Source organism: Catenulispora sp. GP43 (assembly GCF_041260665.1).
In the GTDB taxonomy this organism is placed as follows: Bacteria; Actinomycetota; Actinomycetes; order Streptomycetales; family Catenulisporaceae; genus Catenulispora.
Genome location: NZ_JBGCCT010000018.1, coordinates 80,618 through 106,719 on the forward strand (window position 1 = coordinate 80,618; position 26,102 = coordinate 106,719).

23 protein-coding genes are annotated in these 26,102 nt (G+C 69.2%); 12 read left to right on the plus strand and 11 right to left on the minus strand.

Annotated features, from left to right (window positions below; all coding sequences use genetic code 11):
- Nucleotides 1–30 precede the first annotated feature (30 nt).
- Entirely contained in the window at nucleotides 31–675 is a 645-nt protein-coding gene (locus ABH926_RS31480; protein WP_370369525.1) for a SigE family RNA polymerase sigma factor, read from the plus strand.
- Nucleotides 668–1,813: a hypothetical protein gene (locus tag ABH926_RS31485; RefSeq protein WP_370369526.1), complete on the plus strand. Its 1,146-nt coding sequence runs from the start codon at nucleotides 668–670 to the stop codon at nucleotides 1,811–1,813. The genes ABH926_RS31480 and ABH926_RS31485 overlap by 8 nt, the downstream gene beginning before the upstream one ends.
- A 133-nt stretch (nucleotides 1,814–1,946) precedes the next feature.
- On the opposite strand, the gene ABH926_RS31490 is transcribed toward ABH926_RS31485, so the two are convergent.
- From ABH926_RS31490 to ABH926_RS31510, 5 genes are all read right to left on the minus strand, one after another.
- Nucleotides 1,947–2,168 (minus strand): hypothetical protein, encoded by a 222-nt coding sequence (locus tag ABH926_RS31490; protein WP_370369527.1) that lies wholly within the window; start codon nucleotides 2,166–2,168, stop codon nucleotides 1,947–1,949.
- Nucleotides 2,169–2,349: 181 nt separating this feature from the next.
- A complete protein-coding gene (locus tag ABH926_RS31495) occupies nucleotides 2,350–3,219 on the minus strand; it encodes an LLM class F420-dependent oxidoreductase (RefSeq protein ID WP_370369528.1) in 870 nt (289 codons plus the stop codon).
- 73 nt (nucleotides 3,220–3,292) lie between these two features.
- Nucleotides 3,293–4,060 (minus strand): HD domain-containing protein, encoded by a 768-nt coding sequence (locus tag ABH926_RS31500; RefSeq protein ID WP_370369529.1) that lies wholly within the window; start codon nucleotides 4,058–4,060, stop codon nucleotides 3,293–3,295.
- 31 nt (nucleotides 4,061–4,091) lie between these two features.
- A complete protein-coding gene (locus ABH926_RS31505; protein WP_370369530.1) occupies nucleotides 4,092–4,895 on the minus strand; it encodes an SDR family oxidoreductase in 804 nt (267 codons plus the stop codon).
- Nucleotides 4,892–5,296, minus strand: a complete 405-nt coding sequence (locus tag ABH926_RS31510) for a heme-binding protein (protein ID WP_370369531.1) — start codon at nucleotides 5,294–5,296, stop codon at nucleotides 4,892–4,894. Before ABH926_RS31510 ends, ABH926_RS31505 begins: the two co-directional genes overlap by 4 nt.
- A 109-nt stretch (nucleotides 5,297–5,405) precedes the next feature.
- Between ABH926_RS31510 and ABH926_RS31515 the strand changes: the two genes are divergently transcribed.
- From ABH926_RS31515 to ABH926_RS31535, 5 genes are all read left to right on the plus strand, one after another.
- Entirely contained in the window at nucleotides 5,406–6,362 is a 957-nt protein-coding gene (locus ABH926_RS31515; RefSeq protein ID WP_370369532.1) for a GlxA family transcriptional regulator, read from the plus strand.
- A gap of 180 nt (nucleotides 6,363–6,542) precedes the next feature.
- The gene (locus ABH926_RS31520) at nucleotides 6,543–7,439 is read left to right on the plus strand and encodes an alpha/beta fold hydrolase (RefSeq protein ID WP_370369533.1); all 897 of its coding nucleotides are present in this window, start codon (nucleotides 6,543–6,545) and stop codon (nucleotides 7,437–7,439) included.
- A 222-nt stretch (nucleotides 7,440–7,661) separates the two neighbouring features.
- Nucleotides 7,662–8,060, plus strand: coding sequence for an ArsR/SmtB family transcription factor (locus ABH926_RS31525; protein WP_370369534.1), 399 nt, complete (start codon nucleotides 7,662–7,664; stop codon nucleotides 8,058–8,060).
- A complete protein-coding gene (locus ABH926_RS31530; protein ID WP_370369535.1) occupies nucleotides 8,057–8,563 on the plus strand; it encodes an SRPBCC domain-containing protein in 507 nt (168 codons plus the stop codon). The genes ABH926_RS31525 and ABH926_RS31530 overlap by 4 nt, the downstream gene beginning before the upstream one ends.
- Nucleotides 8,551–9,114 carry a dihydrofolate reductase family protein gene (locus ABH926_RS31535; protein ID WP_370369536.1) on the plus strand — a complete coding sequence of 188 codons (564 nt, stop codon included), beginning with the start codon at nucleotides 8,551–8,553 and terminating at the stop codon, nucleotides 9,112–9,114. Before ABH926_RS31530 ends, ABH926_RS31535 begins: the two co-directional genes overlap by 13 nt.
- Before the next feature lie 43 nt (nucleotides 9,115–9,157).
- Here the strand turns inward: ABH926_RS31535 and ABH926_RS31540 are convergent, their stop codons facing one another.
- Complete coding sequence (locus tag ABH926_RS31540; RefSeq protein WP_370369537.1) at nucleotides 9,158–10,111, minus strand: helix-turn-helix domain-containing protein; 954 nt, start codon at nucleotides 10,109–10,111, stop codon at nucleotides 9,158–9,160.
- A 138-nt stretch (nucleotides 10,112–10,249) separates the two neighbouring features.
- Here ABH926_RS31540 and ABH926_RS31545 point away from each other — a divergent pair, with 138 nt between their 5' ends.
- Nucleotides 10,250–14,200 (plus strand): peptidase S8, encoded by a 3,951-nt coding sequence (locus tag ABH926_RS31545; RefSeq protein WP_370369538.1) that lies wholly within the window; start codon nucleotides 10,250–10,252, stop codon nucleotides 14,198–14,200.
- 89 nt (nucleotides 14,201–14,289) lie between these two features.
- On the opposite strand, the gene ABH926_RS31550 is transcribed toward ABH926_RS31545, so the two are convergent.
- Both ABH926_RS31550 and ABH926_RS31555 read right to left on the minus strand, forming a co-directional pair.
- Complete coding sequence (locus tag ABH926_RS31550) at nucleotides 14,290–14,613, minus strand: hypothetical protein (RefSeq protein ID WP_370369539.1); 324 nt, start codon at nucleotides 14,611–14,613, stop codon at nucleotides 14,290–14,292.
- 97 nt (nucleotides 14,614–14,710) lie between these two features.
- Nucleotides 14,711–15,643, minus strand: a complete 933-nt coding sequence (locus tag ABH926_RS31555; protein ID WP_370369540.1) for an NADP-dependent oxidoreductase — start codon at nucleotides 15,641–15,643, stop codon at nucleotides 14,711–14,713.
- Nucleotides 15,644–15,726: 83 nt separating this feature from the next.
- On the opposite strand from ABH926_RS31555, the gene ABH926_RS31560 reads away from it, so the two are divergent.
- Entirely contained in the window at nucleotides 15,727–16,332 is a 606-nt protein-coding gene (locus ABH926_RS31560; RefSeq protein WP_370369541.1) for a TetR/AcrR family transcriptional regulator, read from the plus strand.
- A 25-nt stretch (nucleotides 16,333–16,357) separates the two neighbouring features.
- Here the strand turns inward: ABH926_RS31560 and ABH926_RS31565 are convergent, their stop codons facing one another.
- Nucleotides 16,358–16,951, minus strand: a complete 594-nt coding sequence (locus tag ABH926_RS31565) for a HutD family protein (RefSeq protein WP_370369542.1) — start codon at nucleotides 16,949–16,951, stop codon at nucleotides 16,358–16,360.
- 165 nt (nucleotides 16,952–17,116) lie between these two features.
- Here ABH926_RS31565 and ABH926_RS31570 point away from each other — a divergent pair, with 165 nt between their 5' ends.
- Nucleotides 17,117–19,237 carry an alkaline phosphatase family protein gene (locus ABH926_RS31570; RefSeq protein ID WP_370369544.1) on the plus strand — a complete coding sequence of 707 codons (2,121 nt, stop codon included), beginning with the start codon at nucleotides 17,117–17,119 and terminating at the stop codon, nucleotides 19,235–19,237.
- A 147-nt stretch (nucleotides 19,238–19,384) separates the two neighbouring features.
- On the opposite strand, the gene ABH926_RS31575 is transcribed toward ABH926_RS31570, so the two are convergent.
- Nucleotides 19,385–20,824, minus strand: a complete 1,440-nt coding sequence (locus tag ABH926_RS31575; RefSeq protein WP_370369545.1) for a carboxylesterase/lipase family protein — start codon at nucleotides 20,822–20,824, stop codon at nucleotides 19,385–19,387.
- A gap of 33 nt (nucleotides 20,825–20,857) precedes the next feature.
- A complete protein-coding gene (locus tag ABH926_RS31580) occupies nucleotides 20,858–21,763 on the minus strand; it encodes an MBL fold metallo-hydrolase (RefSeq protein ID WP_370369546.1) in 906 nt (301 codons plus the stop codon).
- Nucleotides 21,764–21,898: 135 nt separating this feature from the next.
- Here ABH926_RS31580 and ABH926_RS31585 point away from each other — a divergent pair, with 135 nt between their 5' ends.
- Both ABH926_RS31585 and ABH926_RS31590 read left to right on the plus strand, forming a co-directional pair.
- Nucleotides 21,899–22,822 (plus strand): helix-turn-helix transcriptional regulator, encoded by a 924-nt coding sequence (locus ABH926_RS31585; protein ID WP_370369547.1) that lies wholly within the window; start codon nucleotides 21,899–21,901, stop codon nucleotides 22,820–22,822.
- A 57-nt stretch (nucleotides 22,823–22,879) separates the two neighbouring features.
- Entirely contained in the window at nucleotides 22,880–26,053 is a 3,174-nt protein-coding gene (locus tag ABH926_RS31590) for an NACHT domain-containing NTPase (protein ID WP_370369548.1), read from the plus strand.
- The last annotated feature ends 49 nt before the right edge of the window (nucleotides 26,054–26,102 follow it).

Here is a 26,102-nt window from a genome sequence, read left to right on the forward strand (position 1 = left end):
AACCTTTCGCTGGGAACCGACCTCTAAGGGATGTGCCCGGCCGATCTCGGGCACGGCCGGATCGCGCGCAGCGCGCTCGCGTTCGGACGGGACGACAAGGAGGCCGGGGGCGGCATGGCTTTGACGGAGCACGAGGAAGCGCAGTTCTGGGAGTTTGTGACGGGTCGACGGCGCGGTCTGCTCCGGGTCGCCTTCCTGCTCACCGGCGACCACGGGCTGGCAGAGGATTTCGTCCAGGACGCGCTGTTCCAGGCCTATCGCAACTGGCGGCGGATTGAGCGGCGCGAGCAGCCGGAGGCCTACGTCCGCAAGATCATCGTGAACCTGGCGAACTCTCGGTGGCGGCGGCTGAAGGACCGCAATGTCTCGTTCTACAGCAACGTCCCGGATCGGCCGACGACGCGTGACGCGCATGCGGACGTCGACCGCTCGGACGAGGTGTGGCGGGCGCTGGCGACGCTGCCGACCGGCATGCGGACGGTCATCGTCCTGCGCTTCTACGAGGAGCTCAGCGAGGCCGAGACCGCAGCCGTCCTCGGCAAGTCCGTCGGGACCGTCAAAAGCCAGTCGTCACGGGGGCTGGCCCGGTTGCGCGAGGTGCTGGGGGCGCCGGCCCAAGGCAAGCAGACCGATCCCGTCAGTGTGGCGGGGCGATTGGGGAACGCGCATGTCTGAGAACAGATTCGAAGAAGAGATCAAAGGGTTGCTGTCCGGGCTAGCCGAAGCAGAATTCGGCGCCGGCACCCCTGTCGGGCGGATGCGGCAGGACTTCCGCGCGGCGGCCGCTCGGCGGCGACGGGTCGTGACCACGACCACCGCGCTGGCGTTGACCGGCGGGGTGACGCTCGGCGTGGCGTTCGGCGCCGGCGGGAACGGCGGTTCGACCGGAAAAGAAGGGTCGATCGGCCCTGCTGCCGGCATAGGGGGCGCGGCGCCGAGGGCCGTGACCACGACCGCACCGACTCCGACTCCCAAGCCCTTGCTCCAGCCGCTCCCGGTCCCGACACCGCCGGCGCCGCACCTCAACGCGGACTGCGCCACCGACAACGGCAAGACGTTCATTGGCGACGTCAACCGGGTGCCGATGTCGCCGCGCGGCAGCCTGGCGGGCGACAACGACTTCGTCGGCGCGGTCCTCGCGCGCGCCGAGGCGCTGGTCCCGGCAAACGCCGCCAAGGTCGAGATGGCCGACGACGACGGCCGCAGCCGCGTAGCCGTGGTCTATCTGAACCCGAAGGCCGCCAAATCCACTGGCCCCTGCGACAAGGGGATGGAGGCTGTAGTGTTCCACGGCCCCAGTGGTGCCTCGGTCGACGATCTGCTGGCGCAGGCCGGCGCCGTCTCCTACGGTCCCGACTACGGCTTCAACTGGGCCGAGCGCAACGCCGACGGTTCGGAGTCGATCGCGGTCGTCTACCCGGAGGCCGACAACACTGTGTCGTTCGACGGATCGCTGCTGAGCATGGACTCGAACGCGCAGGTCTCGCACAAGACGAACAATGGCGAACTGCTGGTGACGCTGCCGGCCGGCGCCACGCTGCCGATGTTCATCGATGTCCCGAGCCTGGGCACGGTCCCGGGTGGTACGGCCGGCAGCCCGCTGATGTTCGTCGCCGCCAAGGGCGATGCCGCAGCGTACGCCGCCGCGATCGGCGGAGACGTCGCCAAAGTCGCTCCGCTGCGCCAGGGCATGACTGGAACTGGGTTCTCGTACCCCAAGGCTGAAGGCAACGAGTGGTCCAGCTACAAGGACCCGCGGACGCTCACCGGCCCCGGCACGGACCCCGGTCTCTGGATGAGCTTCATCGGATGAGCTACGCCGCTTCGACCAGCGACGTCCAGCCGTGACCCCTTGACCGCCTGACGAGGACGGCTCCGATCCACTCTCACAGGATCGGAGCCGTCTCTGACGCCTATGGTAATGCTGTGGCGGGTGGGACGCGGACTCACCGGGATGCCAGCGCAGCCAGCCACGATCGGCGAGCTTGGTCAGCTTCGCGCGCAGCGGCTCCAGTGCCCCGAACCTCCACCGGCAGGCCGAGCACCTCGCCGACCTGCTTGATCTTCACCGGCCCGGCCGCCTCGCGCACAATAGCCAAGATCCGCTGGTAGTCCGGCGGGAGCGCCTCGGCGTCGAGATCGCCGGCACGGGCCGGAATCAGCAGCACCGACCGGCCGCCCACCTGCGCCTCCGGAGGCGCAGGTGCGAGCGACAAGTACTCACAGACACCCGCCCACCACCAGCGCGAGCACCCACGAACCCTGCCACACCAGCACGCTGAGCAGCCACTACAAGATGGTGGATCTTCAGTGTCCCTGCTCCAGAGACAAGCCCCCGGTGCGCTGTAGTCACGTGAGGTTGAGCGTGTGCGCGACCGAGGCGAGGTGGTCGACATGGGCTTTCGCGTTGTCCAGGCCGAGGCCCATCGTGGCGATCGAGGCGTGGGTGCCGCCTGCCTCGCGCCAGGCGTCGAGCTGAGCGGGCAGGTCGGTTGGATCATTGCCGGGAAGTGCCACGAGCTCCGCGCCGAAGTCGTGTACCGACCTGTCGAGGGCGTCGAGGCGGTCGCGCAGTCGGCTCCAGGCGTCGATGGCGTGCTCGATGCCGCCGGCGCCGAAGAAGATGAAGCCGTCCGCGAGCCGCGCGGCTCGCTCGAACGCGGCTTCGCTGGATCCGCCGAGCCAGATCGGAACGGGCCGGGTCGGCTTGGGCACGAGTGCGGCGCGATCGATCCGGTCGAAACGCCCCGAGTAGTCGACCACGGGTTCCGTGAACAACCGGCGCAGCAGGCCGATCTGCTCTTCCTGCCTCGCGCCGCGGGTGCGGAAGTCCTGCCCGAGGGCCTGGTACTCGACGTGGTTCCAGCCGACCCCCACGCCCAGGCGCAGTCGGCCGCCGGAGAGCAGGTCGACGTCGGCGGCCTGCCGTGCCACCAGCGCGGTTTGGCGCTGGGGCAGGATCAGGACCCCGGTGGCGAACCCGATGCGTTCGGTGATGGCGGCCAGATGAGCGAACATGACCAGCGGGTCGTGGAACGGGTCGCGCTCGGTATACGGGCCGGTGAGCACCGGGCTCCGGTCGGTGTGTACGGCGCCGAGCACGTGGTCGTAGGCAAGCAGGTAGTCGAAGCCCAAGTCCTCGACCGCTCGCCCGATCAGGCGAACCGCGTTCGGGTCTCCGCGCAGTTCGATCTGCGGGTAGACGGCGCCGATCTGCATCGTGCCTTCTTTCAGTCGTGCCGCCGCCGTCGCGGGGCTGTCCGGCGGGGTCTGTCGCGTGTCGAGAGCTTGGTCAGCGGTCGATGAAGGCCATGTTCGTCTCATCGTGTCGCGCTCCTACGGCCGGTGTCAGGTCGCCGTGCCGCGTGAGCTGGTCCTGGTTCAACTCGATGCCGTCGGCGGCACGGTGGGAGGCGAGGGTGTTGATGGTGTCGGCCGGGTGTGCGCCGTAAGGCAGATGGCTGCGAAGGAGCTCGCCGGGGAAGGTCATCGGCGACGCCTTCTGTGGGTTCGCCTTGGCTTGGTTGAGGATGGCGTCGCTGAGGGCGTAGGCCAGATCCATGCGCGGGAGCAGGGCGTGTACTTCGTCGGCGAGGCCGGCCGGAAGGCTCTCACGCTGGGCGCCGAGGATGTCGGTGGCGATGCCGGCCTGGGTCAGCGCCACCACTGTGCATTTTCGCGAGGCGATGCCTTCCGAGGTGTGCAGGGCGATGGCGTCCCAGGCGATGGCGATGCGGTGTTCCTCGACGCCGCGCTCGCGCAGGAAGGCTGCTGCGACGTCGGCACCGTCGACTTCAAAGCGCTGATCTCCGTTGCCCTGTTCGCTCAGCCCGATGTCGTGCAGCATGCAGCTGGCGAACAGCAGTTCGTCGTCGTAGTCGCTGCCCGGGCGCAGGTCTCGGTTCCGGGCGTGGGCTCGGGCGAAGACGTAGCTGCGCACGCTGTGGTGGTGGACGAAGGCGGCCGTTTCCTGGGCCGCATGGAGATAGGCGTCCCAGGCTAGAGGCGTGTCGGGCAGGTCGAGCCGCTCGAAGACGGACCGCGCTGCGTCGGTGCTCATGATGTTTCCTTGTTCCTGGCCTCGGCGGAGTTCACGTGGTTGGCACCGTGCGAGTCCAAGCCGCTTCCTGGACCTGCTTGATCAGCTCCTCGGTCGCCGGCGGCCAGACGTTCCGGTACTTGCCGCGGTCGGCGCCGATGATCTCGACCATCTTGTCGATCATGTCCTGCGGGTCGTACTGGTCGGCCAGGATCTCCGCGAAGCCGGCCTTGACGTCCTTGGTCCGGTTGAAGTTGACCGTGTCGTCCAGCCAGCGGAAGGTCGTATCCGCGATGCGGTCGTTGAACCCGGTCCGATACGCACCGGGGTTGATGGTCTGCACGGTGATCCCGTTCGGCGCGAGCTCGTCGCGCAGGCTCGCCGCGATCGCCTCGAGCGCGTGCTTGCTCGCGCAGTAGGCGCCCAGGCCGAAGGCGGTCAGCATGCCGCCCATCGAGCTGACGATCAGGATGCGGCCCGCGGTGCCGGCGTCCACCCACTTGCGGACGATCCGCTGAGTAAGTTCCAGGTTCGCGAAGACGTTCGTCTCGAAGGTGCGCCGGACCAGGTCGACGGGGATCTCCGCCATCGGTCCGCACTCGCCGATCCCGGCGTTGCTGACGAAGGTGTCGAAGTCCCAGTCGCCGACGGCCGCGATGTCGCGGGCGTCCAGGACATCGAGCTTGTCGACCGTGACCCGGTCCTGCAGGCCGAGGTCCTCCACGTGCCTTCGCAGTTCGCTCACCTGCGACCACAGCTCCGTGGCGGCGATGACCCGGTGCCCGGCCCGGGCCAGGCCGATGGCGGTGCCGCGGCCCAGGCCGGTGCCCGCTCCGGTGATCAGGATCTTCTTCATCGTGCGTCCTCTCCGAGTGCGATGCGGACGACCTCGCCGTCCTGGGCGGGCATGCCGCCCGACACGCCGACGGCGCCGATCAACGTGCCGTTCTGATCACGCACGGGCAGTCCGCCCGCGTAGGGGATCAGGCCGCCGTTGGTGAGTTCGGTGGCGGGAGCCGGGCCGCCGGGCTTGCAGAACTCCCACAGGTTCTCGCTGGGGCCGTTGAACAGGATCGAGGTCTTCGCCTTGGCCAGGGCGATGTCGATCGAGCCGAGGATCGCCCCGTCCATGCGGGCGAAGGCGAGCAGGTGCCCGCCGGCGTCGACCACGGCGATGTTCATCGGCACGCCGATCGCCGCCGAGTGGGCCCGTGCCTTATCGATCACGGCTTGGGCCGTATCCAGGTTGATGCTCATGCCATCTGCCCCTTTTCGGTAGCGGTGTGCTCGGCCTTGAGTCGACCTTAGGCACGGCCCGGATGAGGCGGTGAGTGGCATGGATGCCATGTAGCGATAGAATCGTGCCATGGGCAGTCAGGCGTCAGGTGGCACCCACCACGTGGTCGTCGTGGCGCTCGAGAACGTCCTCGCGCTCGACATCGGAATCCCGCTGCAGGTCTTCGGCAGCTGGCGGGACGGGCCGTACACGCTGACGCTGTGCACGGAGAAGCCCGGCCCCGTCCCGATGCATGGCGGCCACGTGATGTCCGTCGTTGAAGGGCTGGACGCCCTCGCGACCGCGGACACCGTCATCGTCCCGGGCTACCTGGAACCCGACACCCCCTCCGCCGCGGTCACCACAGCGCTCGCGCAAGCGGCGGCCCGGGGAACCCGGATGATCTCCATCTGCTCGGGCGCATTCGCCCTCGCCGCCGCCGGCCTGCTCGACGGCCGCCGGGCCACCACGCACTGGCGGTACGCCGCGAAGCTCGCCCAGCAGTACCCGCAGGTGATCGTGCAGCCGCGGGAGCTGTACATCGATGACGGGGACGTGCTGACCTCCGGCGGAGTCAGTGCGGGCCTGGATCTGTGCCTGCACGTCGTCCGGCGCGATCACGGCGCCCGCCTGGCGAACCAGCGGGCCCGCCTGCTGGTTGCGGCCCCACACCGCCCGGGCGGCCAGGCACAGTTCATCGACCTGCCAGTGCTCCCCGACCACCCCGACGGACCGGCGCCGATCTACCAATGGGCCCTGGAGAACCTGAACCAGCCGCTCACCGTCGACCAGCTGGCACGGCAGGCCGGCATGTCACGCCGCACCCTGATCCGCCGCTTCCACACCGACACCGGCCAACCGCCCATGCGCTGGCTGCTCGACGCAAGGCTCGCCCTCGCCCGCGAACTCCTGGAAGCCGCCGACCTGACCATTGAAGCCATCGCACGGCGCTGCGGGCTGGGTACCCCGGCCAACTTCCGAACGCTTTTCAAAGCACACGTCGGAGTACCCCCACGGACCTACCGCGAGACCTTCAACGCCAGATGACACACAGAGCCCAGCTTCGAGTCCAGCCTCTGCGGCAGAGAAACCGAGCCCGGCCGGCTCTACTATGCTCGGCGACGATGATTTCATGCATCGACGTGCCATGGGGGGGTAGTGCTGACATGCTGATGACGTGCCGCACAGTTGCAGCCGACATGATGGTGACGCTGTCCGGGAATACCCGTGCAGCCCGGTAGCGGCCGGCCCGGCACGCGCGCGCCGATGCCGGATGGGGCGACGTCGCGCTCTGCGACGGTCAACGGTGTGCGGCTCCACTACGTGATCGCCGGCAGCGGCGATCCGGTGCTCCTCCTGCATGGCTGGCCCGAGACCTGGTACGCGTGGCGCAAGGTCATTCCGGTGCTGGCGGCCCGGTACACGGTGGTCGCGCCTGACATGCGCGGCTACGGCGATTCGGAGCGTCCCGTCGGCGGCTACGACAAGGTGACGGTCGCAACCGATCTGCACGAGCTGATGCGTTCGCTGGGATTCGGCCGCATTCACCTCGTCACCCAGGACATGGGCGGGCCCGTGGGCTTTGCCTATGCGGCGAGCTTTCCGGCGGATGTGCGCGACTTCACCTTCATTGAGAGTGCAGTTCCGGGGTTCGGCCTCGAAGCGTCGATGGACGTGGCTCACGGCGGCAGTTGGCACGTGGGGTTCAACATGGCGGAGGGGATCAGCGAGATGCTGGTCGCCGGGCGAGAGCGAGCCTTCATCGAGTACTTCTACCGTCGCGGCACGCTGCACCGGGACGCGCTGACGCAGACCGATATCGACGAATACGCGCGCAGCTACGAGGCGGGCGGTCTCGTGGCGAGCTTCAAGTATTACCGGACGCTTTTCGACGACGCGAAAGTCAATCGCGAGAAGCTCGCCGTGCAAGCGCTCACCCTCCCGGTGCTCTCGCTCGCAGCCGAGAAGGGGTTCGGTGACCTCTCCCATGCCTCGATCACGCAGGTCGCCGACCACGTCGAGCGGCAGACCATCGCGGAGGCGAAGCACTTCCTGGTGCAGGATCAGCCGCAGGCGGCGGCAGAGGCGATTCTGAGCTTTCTGACGCGAATGGATGAAGCCTGATGCGGCAACTCTTAAGCCCGCCTTCCTAGGCAGCACCTGCCCGGCTTAGGACTGGAATCAGGTCGACCGGGGACGGGCCGGTGGCCGGTCGGCCCTTCATCGCCCGCAGGTGAGAGGCGTCCACGTCCGCCACCGTGATCCCTGCCCGGCCACTCATCCGTTGACACCGTCACTCGCACCTGCATACGCTTAACATATTGGTTAAGTGAAAGGGGGCTCCCAGTGGCTGCCACCGATCAGCTCAGCGCGGTGTTCTCGGCGCTGTCCGACCCGACTCGGCGGGCGATCATCGCCGAGTTGGCCACTCGCGACGCCACGGTCACCGAGCTCACCGCTCCCCTGTCGATCTCGATGCCGGCGGTGTCGCGGCACCTGAAAGTGCTCGAGCGCGCCGCGCTCATCTCGCGGTCGCGGTCGGGCAAGTGGCGCGCGAGCCGCCTCGAGGCTGCCCCGCTGCGCGAGGCGGCCGACTGGATCGAACGCTACCGGCAGTTCTGGGACTCGTCCCTCACCCGCCTCGACGCCCACCTCGCCGCGGTGCAGGCCGCCGAACAGGCCGCCGAACAGGCCGCCGAACAGGCGACAGGCCGGATTGCCGAGGACTCCAAGGAGCTCGAATGAACACCGAAACCCCGCAGCTCGCCATCTCCCGCGTGTTCGACGCGCCGCGTCAGCTCGTCTACCGGGCCTTCACCGATCCCGACCACCTGGCGGCGTGGTGGGGCCCGATCGGCAACTCGCTGCCGCGCGATGAGATCGAGTTCGACGTGCGCCCCGGCGGCTTTCAACGGTGGACGGAGGTCAACGCGGCCGAACCCGAGCTTCGCGTGCACGTCCACGTCGACCTCACCGACGTCGCCGACGGCGAACTGCTCGAAGGCGTCATGCACGTCAGCGGCCGGCTGCCGGAGGGCATCGAGCCGTTCGCGACGAGGCTGCGGGTCGAGTTCCACGACGAGGCTGACGGACGGACGCGCCTGGAGATCCGCCAGTGGCTCCCCGAACATCTGGCGCACCCCAGCGAGGAGGGTTGGCGCCAAGCGTTCACCAAGCTGGACGCCGCGCTGATGAACATCCAGGCTGCTGAAGCCCATCACCGAGAGGCAGAGGCATGGCAAAGCTGATTTACGTGACGAACATGTCGCTCGACGGCTACATCGAGGACGAACACGGCGCGTTCGACTGGTTCCCCGTCGACGACGAGGTCTTCGCGTTCACCACCGACCTCCTGCGGTCTGCGGGCACGTTTCTCTACGGACGGCGCCTGTACGAGGCGATGGCCGTCTGGGAGACCGACCCCGCCCTGGCCGCCAAGTCCGGCCTCATGGCCGACTTCGCGAGCGCCTGGCAGGCGGCGAGCAAAGTCGTGTACTCCACGACCCTCGACGCGGTGCCAACCGCCGACACCCGGCTGGAACGCCGATTCGACCCCGCCGCAGTACGCGAACTGAAGGCCACGGCCGGCAGCGATCTCCTCGTGGGAGGCGCCAACCTCGCGACCCAGGCCTTCAAGGCCGGGCTCGTCGACGAGTGCCGGTTGCTCGTCCTGCCCATCGTCGTCGGCGGGGGCAAGCCGGGGCTGCCGACCGGCGTGCGCGCCGACCTCGAGCTCCTCGACGAGCGCCGGTTCCGAAACGGGGTCGTACACCTCCGCTACCGCCTTCTCGGGCAGTGAACGACAGCCCTTTCCGAGATGGTGGAACCGGAACCGGCCCCCCTCACACCCACCCCCGCCCCCGCGCCTCCATCCCGGCCTGGAACCGCGTGGTCGCGTCCAGGCTGCGCATCAGGGCCTGGACCCGCCGCTGCGTGGTGCGGAAGCTCCAGCCCAGAGCGCGGGCGATGGCCTCGTCGGTCTGCCCGGAGGCCAGCAGCAACAGCAGCGAGCGGGTCTCCTCGTCCGGTCCGGCCCCGGCGGCCTGCGGGATCGGCAGGGCCAGCCGCCACTCGGCCTCGAACAGCGCGATCAGCGCGTCCAGGAGCGAGGAGGGGTGGATCACGTACGCGGTGGTCAGCGCCTCCTCCGGGTCCCTGATCGGGATCAGGGCCTGGCGGTCGTCGCTGATCACCATCTTGATCGGCAGCGTGGGGCGGGTGCGGGCGTGCTCGAAGGTCTGCGAGGGCCTGATGTCCTGGCTGAGGCGGCCGGGCCAGGCCAGGGCGGCGCGGGTGTAGATGACGCGGTAGTTCAGGCCGGAGCGGGCGCGGCCCGCTTCCCGGTCGTGGTTGGTGCCGGGGGCGTCGAGGTAGGGCGGTCGGTCGAAGCCGCGGATCTGGTGGCGGGCCTCGGTCTGCAGGTGCTCGAAGCGGCGGCTGATCTCCTCGTGGCCGCGGACCACCTCGACCGACAGCGAGGGGTCGGTGTAGCGGGCCGCCTCGCGGTAGCTGTCCATGAGCTCGTTCATCAAGGACCTGACGCGCACCAGCTCCTGCTCCGCGCGGCCGACCAGCGAGCCGATCGCGACGTCCGGTGCCGAGGCGAACCACACCGCCGCGCGGCCGGGGGCCCGGCTGGCCATCCCCTCGGCGGTCAAGCGATCAAGTGCGCCGCGTACCTTGGTCAGCGGCAGGCCCGTGACCTCCGCCAAACGCGCCGCGCCGGACTCCGGATGCTCAACGAGTGCTGAGTACACGGTGCCGCACGGCTCCGGCAGACCGACCGATTCCAGCACGTCAGCCCCCTTATTCAAGACCGCTGGCGTAAGTACGCCGAGTGGCGAGAATACGCCCCGCTGGCCATCTTGTGCCATCCCCCGCCCCGCTGCCAGGTTGTTCCCCACCGTTCATATACTGAAGCGCGTGAGGACCAAATGCACAGTGCAAGAAGGCGAATACGCCTGGTCACGGCCCTGATAGCAGGCACCACGCTGGCCGCCGGCACGCTCGGCACCGCCAGCGCCGCCACCGGTGCCACCACCCCCGGCGCCCCGACCGTCCCGAGCCGGCCCACCTACGCCTTCGGGTCCGGCGGGGCCTCGGTCTTCGGCGAGAGCTGGAACAGCGCCGACCACCCGGTCCCCGCCGGCTCCACCGCCGGTGCCAAGGCCGGCACCGCGGCCGCCCCCGGCCACACCGTCAGCAGCATGATCAGCGACCGCACCCAGATCCCCGCCTCGCTGGTCGCCGCCGCCAAGTCCGACGCCGCCACCGTCACCAAGCGTCTCAACGCGGCGAACACGTCGGGCCTGCCGGACAACTACGGCATCTCCTCCTCGCTGGAGAGCTGGATGAACTCCGGCGGCGTCGACGCCCTCGGCGCCTACAGCGACCTGGCCACCCGCTACGGCAAGCTGCCGGGGCAGGGCGAGATCATCACCAACGTCTGCGTCGGCGACCTCACCGACCAGTCGATGGCCGACGCCGGCGACGGGTACGTCCAGCAGTACGGTCCGACCACCGTCGTCCAGGGCGGCCAGCGCTACCTGGACATGCCGTCCATGCCGCTGATCCCCACCTACGTCGCCGACACCTCCGGGCACCTGAACCCGCTGGGCTCCACGGAGAACCAGGACCCGTCCAACGGCGAGATCATGCTCGACTTCAGCGTGATGGCCCCGCTGCCGCACCAGAGCCAGCGCCCGTCCAACACCGGCAGCGGCTTCACCGACCTGCTCGGCGTGGCCCCCGGCGCGCAGTACCGGCTGGTCGTGCCCTCGGCCCCGACGCCGGACCAGATCCGGGTCGCGCTGCTGGCCGCCGCGCGCCAGAACCCGCGGCCGAACGTGATCAACGCCAGCCTCGGCTTCGGGACCGACAGCCAGGGCTTCCCCGGGCGCTACCTGGAGGACGACCCGACGATCGAGGCCACCGTCGCCCAGATCGTGCACCAGTACGGCATCACCGTCTCCATCGCGGCCAACGACGGCACCCGCCTGTACACCCCGACCGCGGTCGGCCCGGACGGCGGCAGCACGCCGACCGACCTGGCGCACTCCGCGCACCAGGCGACCACCATCGACGACGACTCGATGTCCACGACCCCCTCGAAGGTCCAGGACAGCGGCGCCATCGCCGCCGGCGGCACCACCACCGACGACACGCTGGCCGCCGGCACCGCGGGCCCGGCGACCGTCGCGGAGACCCGGATCAGCGGCAGCGGCGACTTCTCCTCCGGGATGGGCTCGCGCATCAACCTGTCGGCGCCCAGCGACAACATCCCGGCGTTCTACCACGGCGAGGGCATGACGGCGACGAACGTCGCCGTCAGCCTGACCGGCGGCACCTCGGCCGCGGCCCCGGAGATCGCGGCCTCGGCGGCCGTGGTCGACGCCGCCGCGAAGCTGACCGGCCGGGCCCTGACGCCGGAGCAGATCAGGGACCTGCTGGTGCACACCGCGCGCCCGGTGGCCACGCCGTCTCAGATCGACCGGAGCCTGAACGTCGGCCCGCAGGTGGACGTCACCGCCGCGGTCGAGCGGCTGCTGTCGGCGCGCCACGAGGACGCCACCGACGCCGTGGTCAACAGCACCGCGACCACTGACGCCACCGCCACCACCGACGCCACCGACGCCAAGAGCGGCCCGACGAAGATCGTCCGCCTCGGCGTCCAGCACCACCAGCTGCTGGGCGAGGAGGGCGGGGAGTTCCTGGAGAACACCGACCCGACCTCCATCGACCTGGCCGGCCCGACCGACGGCCGCAACGAGAAGACCGGCGAGGGACTGGTCGGCCCGATCACCTTCGCCGCCGATGTGGTCAACGCCGGACACGGCGCGCGCTACCGGCTGACCGTCGGTTCGAAGACCTTCGACTCCGACACCCCGGCGATCCGCCTCACCCCGACGCAGCTGCTGACCGCCGCCGGGCTTCCCGTGGTCTCCACGACCCCGCGCACGGTCTCAGTCCGCTTCGACGTCCTGAACCACGGCCGGTCCACCGCCTCGATCACCCAGTCCATCACCCTCAGCGCGACCGACGGCACCTACATGGAAGGCCAGGCGCCGACCGCCCCGGCGACCGTCGCCGCGGGCCAGGACGTGACCGTGCACTACGACCTGACCGGCGTGCGCACCGTCAAGAAGCCGACCCTCACGGTCTCGACCGTCGGCCACTGGAGCCCGCTGCTCGCGCCGCTCTACAACAACGCCTGGACCACACCGCTCACCGGCACCTCCGGCGACGTGAAGATCCCCGCCTCGGCGTTCGCCTCCGGCGGCGGCATCTACGGCATCACGATCATCCAGGACAACTCCAACCCGCAGTTCCCGGTCTACAGCGAGTCCGCGCCGATCCGCGTCTCCGGCTTCACCGCCGACCGCCGCGCCGACGCGCCGACCCTGGCTGCCGGCGCCGCGCGCCACGGCGACTCCGCCGCGTTCGGCCACCAGGCCGAGGTCTCGCGCAAGGCGTCGACGTTCAGCGTGCGCTACTCGGTGGACTCGGTGCCCGGCGCCGACGGCGCGATGCTGGAGATCTCCGCCGGCGCGCCGACGCTGTGGAACTCGCTGAACACCTTCACCGCGCAGAACGGCACCGCCCGGGACGGCGACGGCTTCGACGCCGGCTCGGTGCTCTACCAGCGGCTCCCGTGGAGCTCCGGGGTGGTGACGCTGGACGCGCTCAAGCTCGGCCTGGCCACCGCCTCGCAGTACAACGTGCGGGTGGTGCCGGTGGGCCGCGACGGCAAGGCCGCGGGCCAGGCCTCGCCGTCCTCGACCCTGGTCGTGGACGACGGCGTGCCGCCGGCCGGCGGCGCGGTCGTGGACTTCGCCGCCAAGGGCGCGGACTCGGTCGCCGTGGTGACCGACGCCGCCGACGCCGGCGAGTCCGTCCGGCACTACGACCCGGCCACCGGGACGTACGGATCGGTGATCACCTCCGACACCACCCAGGCCGGACCGTACGCGCTCATCGGCGTGGACGACTCGGCGCACCGCGTGGTCCTGATGCACACCCTGAACCAGGACTCCTACCAGCTCGAAGTGCGCAACCTGACCGACGGCAGCCTGGTCGGCACGCCGCAGGCCGTGCAGAACACCCCGGGCCTGGTGATCGGCGGCCGGGTGGACGCCGCCACGCACAAGGCGTGGGTGCTCCAGTGGGTCAAGTCCGACTACCACGACGAGCTGCTCAACCTCGACGTCACCACCGGCAAGCCGGGCACCCCGGTCGAGCCGGACGCCACCGCGAAGGCCGGCCGGGCCTACTACGACGGCATCGACGTGGACGCCGGCACCGGCACCGTCCAGCTCGCGCACCTGGCCGACAGCTCGCTGTGCTTCGGCGCCGCGGCGAACGCGGTGATCGACATCAGCGAGGCCACCAGCGCGGTCAGCCTGTCCTCCGCGTCCAACCCGTCGTGCGGCACCAACTTCGCCTCGTCGCAGGACGGCTCCAAGAGCGTGCTGCTGAACTACGCGAGCTTCAGCGTCAACTTCCTGAGCCACCTCACCCTGCACATGATCGACGAGAAGACCCTGACCGACACCGGCGGCGGCACCCTGCGCCAGCAGATGGCCGGCGCCGTGGCCCTGGACAGCGCGCACCACGTGGCGCTGATCGCCTACGCCAGCCCGCAGCCGCTGTCGGTGTACGGCCACCCCGGCGGGATCCTGACCGACAGCAACTCCCGCGGCCAGATCGACGTGGTGGACACCGACACCGGCAAGGTCCTGAAGACCCTGTCCGCCTTCGAGTTCACCCACGGCTTCGGCGGCCCGCTGTCCTTCACCGCCGAGCCGGACATCCAGATCGACCCGAAGACCCGGACCGGGTACACCTACGGGCCCGGCTGGAGCCAGATCGAGCAGTTCTCCTACTGATACTGATACACCGCCCCTAGGGCGCCAACATCACGCACAACAGCGGACCGGGCCTGTGGGCCCGGTCCGCTGGGCGTCTACCCCGTCGGTCATTCGCAAGCCCGACACTCAGCTGGTCGCGGGCGGCTCAGAGTCCCGCGCCAGTGCTCGACGGCGGACTCGCATGTGGTGGCCCGCTCCTGCGCGATCAGCTTCGCCTGCCCGGAGCTTGTCAGCATGTCGCAGGCCTTTGCGAAGTCCCCTGAGCCCACAGTACGCAGGTAGCGCTGGACGGTCGCACCGAAGTGGTTGAGCACCACGAAGAACCCGAACCCGCCGACGCCGAGGATGACGACCGTGGCAGTGCCGATCGCGAGCCAACGCCGCCGTATTCGCGGGCGTCGCGGGCGTCGCGACGGCACGGTTTCGGACATCGCCAGAGCATACAGACCCTCCGGCCGGCCTGTCCCCCGTGGCTGCGATGATGCGGTTCAGCCCTCTGGGGCGCCGTGAGGGCGCTGCGCCGGCACCTCACACGGTCAGGACGATCTTGCCCTGCGTGCGGCCGGATTCGATGAGCTCGTGCGCCTTGGCGGCGTCGTCCAGCGGCAGGGAGTGCTCGACGTAGGGCCGCAGCTTGCCCTCCTCCACCAGCGCGGCGAGGGCTTCGAGCCCGACGTGGTCCGGCTCGACAGTGAGGCCCGCGAAGCGGCGGCCGGCGTCGATGGTCGCGGCCCGCAGCTCGGCGTCCATGCGGTCCACGATGGTGACCAGTAGGCCGCCGGGACGCAGGACCTCGATCGACTGGCGTCCCACGGCTCCGCCGACGGTGTCCAGGACGACGTCCATGTCACGGACCGCCTCGGTGATGTCCACGGCGCGGTAGTCGACGACCTCGTCGGCGCCGAGTCCGAGGACGAAGTCGTGCTTGGCGGCGCTGGCGGTGGCCACCACGTGTGCGCCGCGGGCCTTGGCGATCTGCACCGCCAGGTGCCCGACCCCGCCGCCGCCGGCGTGGATCAGGACCCGGTCGCCCGCGCCGACCTCGGCGGCGTCGGCGAGCGCCTGCCAGGCGGTGAGGCCGGCCAGTGGCAGGGCGGCGGCGTGGTCGTGGTCGATCGCGGCCGGTTTGCGGGCCAGTTGGCGGGAGGGGACGGCTACGTACTCGGCGTACCCGTTGCCGGCGCGCGGGAAGAACGGCATGCCGAATACCTCGTCCCCGGCCTGGAAGCGGGTCACGCCCGGCACCACCTCCTCCACGACTCCCGAGATGTCCCAGCCGAGGACGAACGGCGGCTGGCCGAGCATCGGGAACGCGCCGGAGCGGACCATGGCGTCGACCGGGTTGATGCCGGTGGCGTGCACGCGGACCAGGACCTCGGAGGGCAGCGGGGTGGGCTTGGGCATCTCGACGGTGTGCAGGACGGACGGGTCGCCGAACGAGTCCTGGGTGACAGCGCGCATGGGAGGTCCCTCCACAGTTCTGTAGTGGTCGATACAGAAAGTACGGTACCACGTTTCCTAGCGATCGCTATAGAATGAAGGACATGAGCACCGCGACCACCGCCACCAAGGGCCGCCCCCGCGGCTTCGACCGCGACCGGGCCCTGGAGGCGGCGCTGATGGAGTTCTGGCGCCACGGCTACGAGGCCACGTCCATCGCCACCCTGACCAAGGCCATGGGCATCAACCCGCCGAGCCTGTACGCGGCCTTCGGCGACAAGCGCAAGCTGTTCAGCGCCGCCGTCCAGCGCTACGCCGAGACCCACGGCGACTACGGCTCGCGCGCGCTGGACCAGCCCACGGCACGCGGCGTGGTGGAGACCATGCTCCGCCTGGCCGCCACCGAGTACACCGGCGCCGGCCACCCGCCCGGCTGCCTGGTCATCGACGGCGCCACCAACACCTCCGAGGCCTCCCAGGACGTCTCCGAGGAACTCCGCGCCTACCGCGAGGACACGAAGCAGGCCATCGCCGACCGCATCACGGCCGACGTCGAAGCCGGCACGCTGCCGGCGAAGACGGACGCCCCGGCTTTGGCGACGTTCTACGCGGCGGTGATCCAGGGCATGTCCACGCAGGCGCGCGACGGCGCCAGCGAGGCGGAGTTGCAGCGGGTCGCCGACATGGCGCTGGCGGCTTGGCCGGTTTGAGGCTGCGGGCGACTCAGGGTTCGTCCTAGTAAGTTTCGATTTCGATTCTGAGCTCGGCGAGTAGGCCGGTCCCCGCGACTTCGATCGTGGTGGGCACGTCCGCGACGATCCCGTCCAGGACGTTCAGGGCCGCGCCGATTTCTGCGCCTGTGCATGTGCCCATGCCCAGAGTCAGCTCGCCGGCCAGCACGACCAGCACTGCCGCCTCGCCTTCTCGCACTGTCACGCCGCACGCCCCGGTCACGTCCACAGCACGCGCGGTGCCGCTCGCCCGCCCGCGTCGCGTCATCAGGTTCAGCGCCCGGGCGGGGCCGGCGGGCACGCGGCAGCTGGTCGTCGCTTCTCCGGAGAAGGCGAGCCTGTCCAGTACGCCGAGTCCGTGGACCGCCCCGTCGACGTCGAGGATCAGTTCGGTGCCGCCGATCAGCATCAGGACCCGGTCAATGCCGGTGAAGCCGGAGAACGGCCCGTCCTTTTCGATGTCGGCGATGCTCACCGACCAGTCGATGTCCTCGAACGTCGCACTGGCCGGGGCGGCCGCGAGCCGACGCGTCACGCCGCCGCCGTTCTTCCACGGTGTCGGGGTCAGGTCTTGCCAACGCACCAGGGTATGCGACATGGCCGCATCATAGGCGCTGGCTGTCCCGCGTCCGCGAACGTTCGGCCAGCTTCCTGTTCCCGGTCATCCGCGGTTCACGGAAGAGCCTTGGTCAACGCGCCTACTGGATGAAGTTGTACAGTCAACTTTGGCGCTTTATCTCGCGGCACCTTGTCAGGAGATTCCATGACGCACATACCGAATACGCCCGCCCCCGACTCACCGCACGACGACGGCTCCGAGCCGACCGCCGGCGCCAGCCGCCGCCGCTTCCTCCAAGGCTCCGGGGCCGTCGCCGGCACGCTCGCGCTCAGCGGGTTCACCGGCTCGGGCACCGCCGAGGCCGCCGACGCCACTGCGGCCACCGGGGCCGCCGGCCCCACCGGCGCCACCAGTGCCGCTGCTACCAGCCGCAGGGGCCTGCCGCGCGGGTTCAACGGCGACATCTCCGACCTGAAGCACGTCGTCATCCTGATGCAGGAGAACCGGTCCCTGGACCACTACTTCGGCGCGTTCCCCGGCGTGCGCGGCTTCGGCGACAAGCAGGCGCTGCGGTTCCAGGACGGCACCAGCGTCTTCCAGCAGAAGGACGCCACCGGCAAGATCGTCTCCCCGCAGGCCGACGACGGCGCCTGGGGCAACGACCACGGGGCCTGGGGCGATGTGAACCACCGCAAGTGGGACCTGTGGGTGCAGCACAGCGGCGCCAGCTGCATGAACTACCACAGCGACGCCTACATGGGCTTCTACCACTCGGTCGCGGCCCAGTACACCATCGCCGACCAGAACTTCTGCTCCGAGTTCGGGCCGACCGACCCCAACCGCAAGTATCTGTGGAGCGGCACCGCCAACAGCGAGACCGGCAACACCGACGAGTCCAACTACTCCCGCCCCTGGGTCACGGTCGCCGAGCAGCTCCAGGACGCCGGCATCGACTGGCGGCTGTTCTCCGACAACAGCGGCGACGGCCGCCAGGGCTACGTCAGCAGCTGGATCGGCGACTACGGCGACAACGAACTGAAGTACTTCAAGGGCTTCGAACCGGCCGGCCTCAGCGCCGACGACCCGCGCCTGCGCCCCGGCACCGGCCTGATCTGGCGCGGCAACGCCACCTACTACGCCGGCACCACCACCCCGAACAACGACTCCGACGCGAACCTCGACGCGGTCCTGAAGACCCTCCACGACGCCTGCCAGCCCGGCGCGGAACACCCGCTGCCCGCCGTCTCGTGGATCGTCGCACCCTACGGCTGGTCCGAGCACCCCGGCGCGGACACGATGCACGGCGAGCGCTACGTCAAGAAGGTCCTCGACATCCTGCAGGGCAACCCCGACATCTGGAACCACACCCTGTTCATCCTCAACTACGACGAGAACGACGGAAAGTTCGACCACGTCCTGCCGCCGTGGCCGGAGCAGGGCACGGCCCGCGAGTACGCCGGCGACTACCCGCTTGGCTTCGGCCCGCGCGTGCCGATGCTGCTGGTGTCGCCGTGGACCCGCGGCGGCCACGTCGCCTCGGAGGTGTTCGACCACACCTCGACCATCAAGTTCCTGGAAGTCTGGGCGGCCTCGGTGGGCAAGCCGTTCCACTGCCCCAACATCAGCGACTGGCGCCGCTCCATCGCCGGCGACCTCACCAGCGCGATCGACTTCGCGCACCCGCACCCGGGACCGGCCACCTTCCCGGACCCGCTCGCTGAGACGCCGGTGTCGATCACCGCCGACGACATGACGCCGCGGCCCCTGAGCTTCCAGCCGCACGCGACCATCGCCGAGGACCGCAAGGCGGGAACCGTCACCGCCACGATGACTCTGGCGGGCGGCCCGGTTGGCAAGGCTCTGAGCTTCCAGGTGTTCCCGGACAAGTACGAGGCGTTCTCCAGCACACCGTTCACGGTGACGGAGAAGAAGTCGCGCACGTACACGTGGGACGCGAAGGCCAACGATGGGAAGTACGCGTTCTCGATCTACTGCAACGACGGCTTCGTCCGCTCCTTCGCGGGCCAGCTCGGCGACCCGCCTCGCGTCCAGGCGGAACTGGTCGCGGGCGACGGCGCGCACCACCACGGCGAGGTGAAGCTGACCCTGCACAACGACGGGCCCAAGCGCATCACGTACACGCTCGCCGCCAACGACTTCCTCGGCGGGACGCGGCACGTCACGGTGGCCCCCGGGCACACCTCGACGGTGACGTGGCCGACGAAGCAGGGGTACTACGACGTGGTGCTGACCGTCGACGCCGTCGCCGGCTGGACGCAGCGCTACGCCGGGCGGGTCGCCACGGCTGAGCGGGGCTGCCGGTAGGGCGGGCTGGAGACAGCGGCCATCCGACGCCGCCATCACCCCTGTCCGGGGTGGTGGCGGCTTCGGCCGGAATCGGCTGGGTGGCACAGTTCGGCGCTGTGCCGCGCCTTGGGTGGCCTTGGGTGGGCTTTCGTGGGCTTGGGCGCGTCAGCCCCCGAAGACCTTCACCACCGGTTGTTCCGGATCGTGGGCGGCCCAGCCGGGGTTGCCGTCGCGGGCGAACGCGACCCACGCTCCGTGCATCTCCTCGGCGAGACCCGCTGGTGCGGTGTCCGGGCCGAGCAGGCCGCTGTCGCCGTGTAGCCATGGCTCGTCGGCGAGGTCGAATACGTAAGGCAGCTCGCTTGTGTGCGTGGCCCCGAGTCGGCCGTCGAGAGCCGTCGAGCGCTGTGCGAACGAGTAGACGTATGTCTGGCGTCCCGAGATCCGAGAGTGCGCCCCGGCCATACTCCTGGTGCCGGTGCCGAACAGTGCTTCGCCGAGAAGCGCTGAGCGCAGTTCACCGGCAGTGGCGTTCGGGCGGGCTGCTTTGAGGTCCGCGACCGCGCCGGCGGGATCGGCGTACCCCGCTGCGGCGAGGGTGAGGACATCGGCTTCGGTGGAGGACTCCAGCTTCCCCTGCGGCACGAGGTACAGGTTCCCCTCCTCGGTGTTGCTGCCGATGAGCACGCAGACCTCCGCGCCCGGCCCGTCGGCCAGCGCCTCAGCGGGCTGGACGGGCAGGACCAGGCTGAACGGGCTCAACCCGAGCAGCGGGTCCCTGGCCGTGGCCGTGCGCAGATCGAGTCCGGTCAGCTCCGGCAGGATGCCGAGGAGGTGCTCGTCCGGGATCGCGGCGAACTGCTCGACACTCGCCCGGACGCCGAGCGCGTGCGCCGCCGCCGCGGTCACCCGCTCGGCCTGCTCGGGGGTGAACGCACCCGTGCCACTGCCGCTTTGGACGATCGCGCGGCGGAACAGGCCCTTCGCCTCCGGTGTCGCCAGCAGTGCGCCGACGAGCGTCGCACCCGCCGACTGGCCGAAGACGGTGACGGCGCCGGGGTCGCCCCCGAACGGGGAGATGGTGTCCCGCACCCAGCGCAGCGCGGCCAGCACATCGAGCAGTCCGCGGTTGGCGGGAGCCCCGGGAAGGTCGAGGAAGCCCGGAATGCCGACCCGGTAGTTCACCGTCACCAGCACGACTCCGTCGCGGGCGAAGGCCTTGCCGTCGTACAGCGCGGCGCGGGTGGAGCCGCTGACGAACCCGCCACCGTGCACGAAGACCATGACCGGCCGCTTCCCGCCGTCGGCCGCGGGGGTCCGGACGTCCACGGTCAGGTACTCCTCACCGGGCACCCAGCCCGGTCCGAAGTAGGGCGTCATGTCGAGGCGGCCGAAGGGGCGGGCGGGCTGTGGCGCCGTCGGTGAGGGCTCGACGGCGTTCCTGATCCCGGACCAGCCGGGGTGCGGTACCGGTGCGGCGAAACGTCGAGCACCTTGCGGGGCCATCGCATACGGGATGGCCCGGTACAGCTCGCCGAACCGGTCGCGCAGACCGCGCACGACACCGGCGGGCGTCTCGACCACTGGGTGTGAGTACTGGGGCATGGGAACGAACCTTTCCTTTCGGTCTCGGGTGCTTCAGGCGATCCGGGAGAATCCCGCCCACTGCCTGATCGCGAACTTCGAGCCGTCCCTGTCGACCTCGGCCGCGCCGTGGCCGCCCAGATGCGCGGGGAAGACGAGGGCGTTGCTCTCGGCGGCGCGGCCGAGCAGCTTGTGCCTGGTCGCCCGGGCCTGGACCGGGTCCTCGCAGAAGCAGGAATTGGTGTCCGGCTCCATGATCTGCGCCACGGTGTGCACCATGTCCCCGACGAACAGCGCACGATCACGACCCGACTCCAGCGTCAGGACCGACGAGCCCGGGGTGTGGCCGGGTGCCGACTCCAGCCGCAGGTTCCCGTCGATCCGGTGGGAGCCGTCCCACAGTTCGGCCAGCCCGGCCTGGAACACCGGGGCGACGCTGTCCTCGAACACGTTCTGGTTGCCACGGCCCAGACGCGGCTCATGACCGTTGGCCGGGTTCCAGAAGTCGAAGTCCCGCCGCGGCATGAGGTAGGTGGCGTTCGGGAAGGTCGGTACCCACGTGCGGCCGTCCAGGTAGGTGTTCCAGCCGACGTGGTCGATGTGCAGGTGGGTGTTGACCACGATGTCGACGTCCTCGGGCCGGACGCCCGACGCCGCGAGGTTGGCGAGGTAGTCGGTGTCCAGGCGGCTCCAGACCGGCGCGTAGGGCCGGTCCTTGTGGTTGCCCACGCCGGTGTCGACGAGGATCGTGCGTCCCTCGCTGCGCAGCACCCAGGACTGGAGCGCCGTGTTGCACTCGTTGGTCGCCGGGTCCCAGAAATCCGGCACCAGATCATGGCGGTGCCGCCCCCAAGCCTCGTCGGAGCAGTCCGGGAAGAACTCAGACGGAGCCATCCCGACTGAGCCGTAGTACTCCTTGACGCGAGCGACGGTGACGTCGCCCAAGGTGATCTGTTCCATGGTCTTCCTTGCTGATCGGGCGCATGGCCGGGTGCTCCCGAGCTTGGATCGGGTCGCCCCGGCCAGCCAGACCCGCCCTGTCCTACCCCTGCCAGGGAGTGGCTGCGTCCGGCTGCCGCGTTGCACACTGCACGTATGGACGGACCCGGCCCCCTGGGCGACTTCCTGCAGGCGCGCCGGGCTCAGCTCCGGCCGGAGGACATCGGACTGCCCGCCTTCGGGCCCCGCAGGGTGGCCGGACTGCGCCGAGAGGAGTTGGCGCAACTGGCGGGCGTCAGCGCCTCCTACTACACCCGGCTCGAACAAGGACTCTCACGCGGCGCCTCACAGGAAGTACTGGACGCCATCGGCCGCGCCCTGCAACTCGGCGACCACGAACGCGACCACCTCGCACGCCTGGCCGACACGTCCCGCCGCACGACCCGCATCCGCAGACCCCGCCCGGAAAAGGTCGCCGACGAAACCTGGGACCTGATGCGCGCGATGGACGGCGTCCCGGTCCTCGTCCTCGGGCGCCGCACCGACGTACTCGCCTGGAACAGCCTCGGCCACGCACTGCTCGCCGGGCACCTGGACCCGCTCGCCCCACACAACCCGGCCCACCGCCCGAACATGAGCCGGATGCTGTTCCTCGACCCGCACTGCCGCGAGCTGTACCGGGACTGGAACCGCAAGGCACGCGCGGTCGTGGGCAACCTGCGCGCCGCAGCGGGCCGGCACCCGGAGGACCTGCTGCTGAAAGAGCTGATCGGCGAGTTGACGATGCAGAGCCCGGAGTTCGTCGCGCTATGGCGGGACCACCGCGTGTCCCCCTGCGACGCGGCGTCATATGACCTGCACCACCCGACGGTAGGACTGCTGACGGTGACGCAACAGACACTTGCGCTCGTCCGCTCGCCGGAGCAGGTGCTCGTCGTGTGCACCGCACGCGCCGGCTCCTCGTCGGAGACCGCTCTCGCGTTGCTCCAGCAGGCGGGCGTCTTGCAGCCGGAGGCCGGCGCTGCGTTCAGCTCGGAGAGCAACAGCCACCGTCAGGGCTCGAATTCGAACAGACCGTGATGTAGCGCACCGCCGTGCCGCAAGATGGAGTGGGCGTCTATCGCGGGAGGGTGGTTCGTGGGGCGGGAACTGGGTTACGCGGATGCGGTCAAGCTGCTCGGTGGTGTCGACAGCCGGGTGGTGGCCGCGCTCGACAGGCTCACGGGCGGCTTGTTGCTCGCGGCGTCCGTGAGCGGCAGCACTTTCGCGCTGAATCTGTTCGAACCCAAGGGCGAGTTGGCCAGGTTGAGCGGCGAGCTGGTCACCGGCCTTGCCGACCGTATGCGGGGACTCGGCCGGTTCGACCGGACTCAGCGGCTCGTCGCCGCGCACAAGGTCGTCGTGATCACAGCCTATTTCGAGGCACTGTCGTCGGCCAGGCTGCCGTTCAGCCCTCAGGAACTGTCGCAAACCGCCGCGGCACAGGTTTCACTCGCGACAGGGCAGGCAGTCGAGTCCGAGCGCTTGAAAGCGTTGGCCGAAGTCCTGCTGGAAAGCACGATTCCCGGTGATGCGCCCAGACTGACGGGCGATCCGGGCACGGAGGGGCTGCGCAAGCTATACGGAACCATCGGTATGCGGCTGATGGCCGTGGTCGAGGAGGCGACGCCGTGGAGCGACCTCGACCCAGCGGAGCAGGGGAGCTTTCGCCGTGTCATTGAGCACGATGTGCCGACATCGGCGCTCTCGCACTACGAGGGCCTACTACGTCGCCTGGCCGCCGAGTACCCCGAGGTGGCGTTCTGGAGCATGCGGCTTGACCATGCCGCCATCAGCGAGCAGATAGCCGCGCTCGACGTCGGCCTGGCAGGCGTGGAGCGGTTCCTTAAGGATATCACCTCCGAGCGAATACCGGATGTGCGGCGCGACGCCCTGGTCAGACGGTATCGCAAGGCGCTGAAGCGGCCGATTATGGAAGGGGGCGATATCCCGGACGGACTGGCCATCCCTTCTCTGGCTGACGCGTATATCAACCCACGATTCCGCGCCGTTCAGATTTCCCAGTCTTTACCCATCGATCGGGAGGACTTTTGGGAAGAGCACCCGATCCGAGAGGATCTCCAGGAATATCTCATCAGTTACCTGACGACGGTCGGCGCCGCCACGCATCCGCTGATCCTTCTCGGCCAACCAGGCTCGGGCAAGTCAGTCCTCACCAAGATCCTTGCGGCACACCTTCCCGCAGCGGACTTCCTGACCGTACGCGTGGTGTTGCGCGAGGTGCTCGCCGACACAGATCTGCAGGCGCAGGTCGAGCACGCGATCCGAGCCGAGACCGGGGAGAGCCTGAGCTGGCCTGCTCTGGCGCGCAGCGCCGCGGGCGCGATGCCGGTCCTGTTGCTTGACGGCTTCGACGAATTGCTCCAGGCCACCGGCATCGGGCAGAGCGACTACCTCGAACAGGTCGCGCGGTTCCAGGAGCGGGAAGCCGACCAGGGCCGTCCGGTGGCGGTCGTCGTGACCAGTCGTACGGCGGTGGCGGACCGCGCACGCATCCCCTCCGAGGGGGCGATGGTGGTCAGACTCGAGCCGTTCGCCGACGAACAGGTACGCCGCTGGCTTGCGATCTGGAACTCCAGTAACGCCGCCTACTTCGAAGCCCGCAAAGTGCTACCGCTGGCTGCGCAGACCGTCCTGCGCCAACCCGTGTTGACCGGCCAGCCCTTGCTTCTGATGATGCTCGCCCTCTACGACGCCGGCGACAACGCGCTGCGCAACGATGTCCGGGAACTCGAAGAGGCGGACCTCTACGAACGGCTGCTGATCAGCTTCGCACAACGTGAGGTACGCAAAACTCGACCGCACTTGAACGGAGAACCTCTGAACACCGCGGTTGAGTCGGAGTTTCTTCGACTATCCGTTGTGGCCTTCTCCATGTTCAACCGCGGTCGCCAATGGGCCGCGGAGGTTGAGCTGTCCGCCGACCTGAGCACATTGCTGCATGGCACCGACACGCCGCCGCGCGCTATGGGGTTCCACGAACCGGCGACGCCCGCGCAAATCGTGATCAGCCACTTCTTCTTCATCCACCAAGCCCAGGCCATTCGCAGCGACAAACGTCTGACCACCTGTGAGTTCCTGCACGCCACGTTCGGTGAATACCTGATCGCCCGCCTGACGGCGCACGAGCTGAGCGATCTATGCACGGTCACCGCCCTGCCGATGTCTCGCAGCCGCACGCTGACGACCGACGGGTTCCTGCGCGCGCTGCTGTCCTTCGCTCCGTTGACCATGCGTTCAAAGGTCGTAGAGTTCCTCACCATCATGGTGCGCCGCCTTCCGGCCCAGGACGTCGCCCGGCTACGCGGGCTGCTGACCGCCGCCTTTCAGACCGCTTCCGAGCCGGCGACGGACCTCAGCTATGAGGCATACCGTCCGTCGCGAGCCAGCGCGTCCGCCATGCACGCCGCGTACTCCGCGAACCTCCTCGTGCTGCTCGTCCTGCTCGGCGGCCCGGTGACCGGCCGCGACCTGTTCCCCGACCTGCCGTACAGCGTCCAGTCATGGCGCAGGCAAACAATGCTCTGGCGCTCACAATTCACCGTCGAAGGATGGCGCAGCCTCACCAGAACCCTCCAACTCGACCGCATTTGGGCGGGCAACGAACGTGATATCGCACTCACCCTGGCTGCGCGGCCCTGGCTGCCGCCACACTTGGAGGGTTTCTGGATCGACCATGTTCGCAGAGACCATTCCGCCAGGAGTACTCACTTCGGATGGGGCGGTGGAAATCAAGATGATCTGCGACGGGAAAGCTACTTCACCTGCGATCTGACGGAAGACATCGCCTGGCACGGCCTTGAGCCCATCGCCGACGAACTGGCCACCACCACGCAGTTCGCGCGCATAAGCGAGGACGATGCCGTCTCGAATGCCCATGCCATGATTCGTTTGTGGTTGGCCTCCAGCCGACCGACCGGCGCCGAAGCACTTGAACTCGAGTATGAGAACTGCCTTGAGGTCATCGACTGGTGCCGACCCCCGACCGACACGGCCGGCCGCGACGCGAACTACGTGCGGGTCCTACGCCAGATGGCCGCCGATAAGGAGCGACTCTCGATGCAGTTCCTGCGCGAGGCCAGGGACCGATTCCGGGATTCAATCCTCAGGAAAGACTATCTCGACGAAAATCCCCTGGTACGCGGTTGGGCTGCCCAGGCATTCGCCGACCTCGAAGATGACGACCTCCACAGGGGCCGCAGCTCAAGCCCCGCCTACTATAAGGTCTGGCAAGACAATACATACTCGTAGTCACTGACTGAACGCCGAAATGCCGAAGGGCCGCCGACCGGGGGGTGGT

What these genes read in the sequence shown, in the direction of transcription:
- ABH926_RS31480 (WP_370369525.1), top strand. Translation starts at nt 31, where the DNA reads ATGTGCCCGGCCGATCTCGGGCACGGCCGGATCGCGCGCAGCGCGCTC.
- ABH926_RS31485 (WP_370369526.1), top strand. Translation starts at nt 668, where the DNA reads ATGTCTGAGAACAGATTCGAAGAAGAGATCAAAGGGTTGCTGTCCGGG.
- ABH926_RS31495 (WP_370369528.1), bottom strand. Translation starts at nt 3,219, where the DNA reads ATGCAGATCGGCGCCGTCTACCCGCAGATCGAACTGCGCGGAGACCCG.
- ABH926_RS31500 (WP_370369529.1), bottom strand. Translation starts at nt 4,060, where the DNA reads ATGAGCACCGACGCAGCGCGGTCCGTCTTCGAGCGGCTCGACCTGCCC.
- ABH926_RS31505 (WP_370369530.1), bottom strand. Translation starts at nt 4,895, where the DNA reads ATGAAGAAGATCCTGATCACCGGAGCGGGCACCGGCCTGGGCCGCGGC.
- ABH926_RS31510 (WP_370369531.1), bottom strand. Translation starts at nt 5,296, where the DNA reads ATGAGCATCAACCTGGATACGGCCCAAGCCGTGATCGATAAGGCACGG.
- ABH926_RS31515 (WP_370369532.1), top strand. Translation starts at nt 5,406, where the DNA reads ATGGGCAGTCAGGCGTCAGGTGGCACCCACCACGTGGTCGTCGTGGCG.
- ABH926_RS31530 (WP_370369535.1), top strand. Translation starts at nt 8,057, where the DNA reads ATGAACACCGAAACCCCGCAGCTCGCCATCTCCCGCGTGTTCGACGCG.
- ABH926_RS31535 (WP_370369536.1), top strand. Translation starts at nt 8,551, where the DNA reads ATGGCAAAGCTGATTTACGTGACGAACATGTCGCTCGACGGCTACATC.
- ABH926_RS31545 (WP_370369538.1), top strand. Translation starts at nt 10,250, where the DNA reads ATGCACAGTGCAAGAAGGCGAATACGCCTGGTCACGGCCCTGATAGCA.
- ABH926_RS31550 (WP_370369539.1), bottom strand. Translation starts at nt 14,613, where the DNA reads ATGTCCGAAACCGTGCCGTCGCGACGCCCGCGACGCCCGCGAATACGG.
- ABH926_RS31555 (WP_370369540.1), bottom strand. Translation starts at nt 15,643, where the DNA reads ATGCGCGCTGTCACCCAGGACTCGTTCGGCGACCCGTCCGTCCTGCAC.
- ABH926_RS31560 (WP_370369541.1), top strand. Translation starts at nt 15,727, where the DNA reads ATGAGCACCGCGACCACCGCCACCAAGGGCCGCCCCCGCGGCTTCGAC.
- ABH926_RS31565 (WP_370369542.1), bottom strand. Translation starts at nt 16,951, where the DNA reads ATGTCGCATACCCTGGTGCGTTGGCAAGACCTGACCCCGACACCGTGG.
- ABH926_RS31570 (WP_370369544.1), top strand. Translation starts at nt 17,117, where the DNA reads ATGACGCACATACCGAATACGCCCGCCCCCGACTCACCGCACGACGAC.
- ABH926_RS31575 (WP_370369545.1), bottom strand. Translation starts at nt 20,824, where the DNA reads ATGCCCCAGTACTCACACCCAGTGGTCGAGACGCCCGCCGGTGTCGTG.
- ABH926_RS31580 (WP_370369546.1), bottom strand. Translation starts at nt 21,763, where the DNA reads ATGGAACAGATCACCTTGGGCGACGTCACCGTCGCTCGCGTCAAGGAG.
- ABH926_RS31585 (WP_370369547.1), top strand. Translation starts at nt 21,899, where the DNA reads ATGGACGGACCCGGCCCCCTGGGCGACTTCCTGCAGGCGCGCCGGGCT.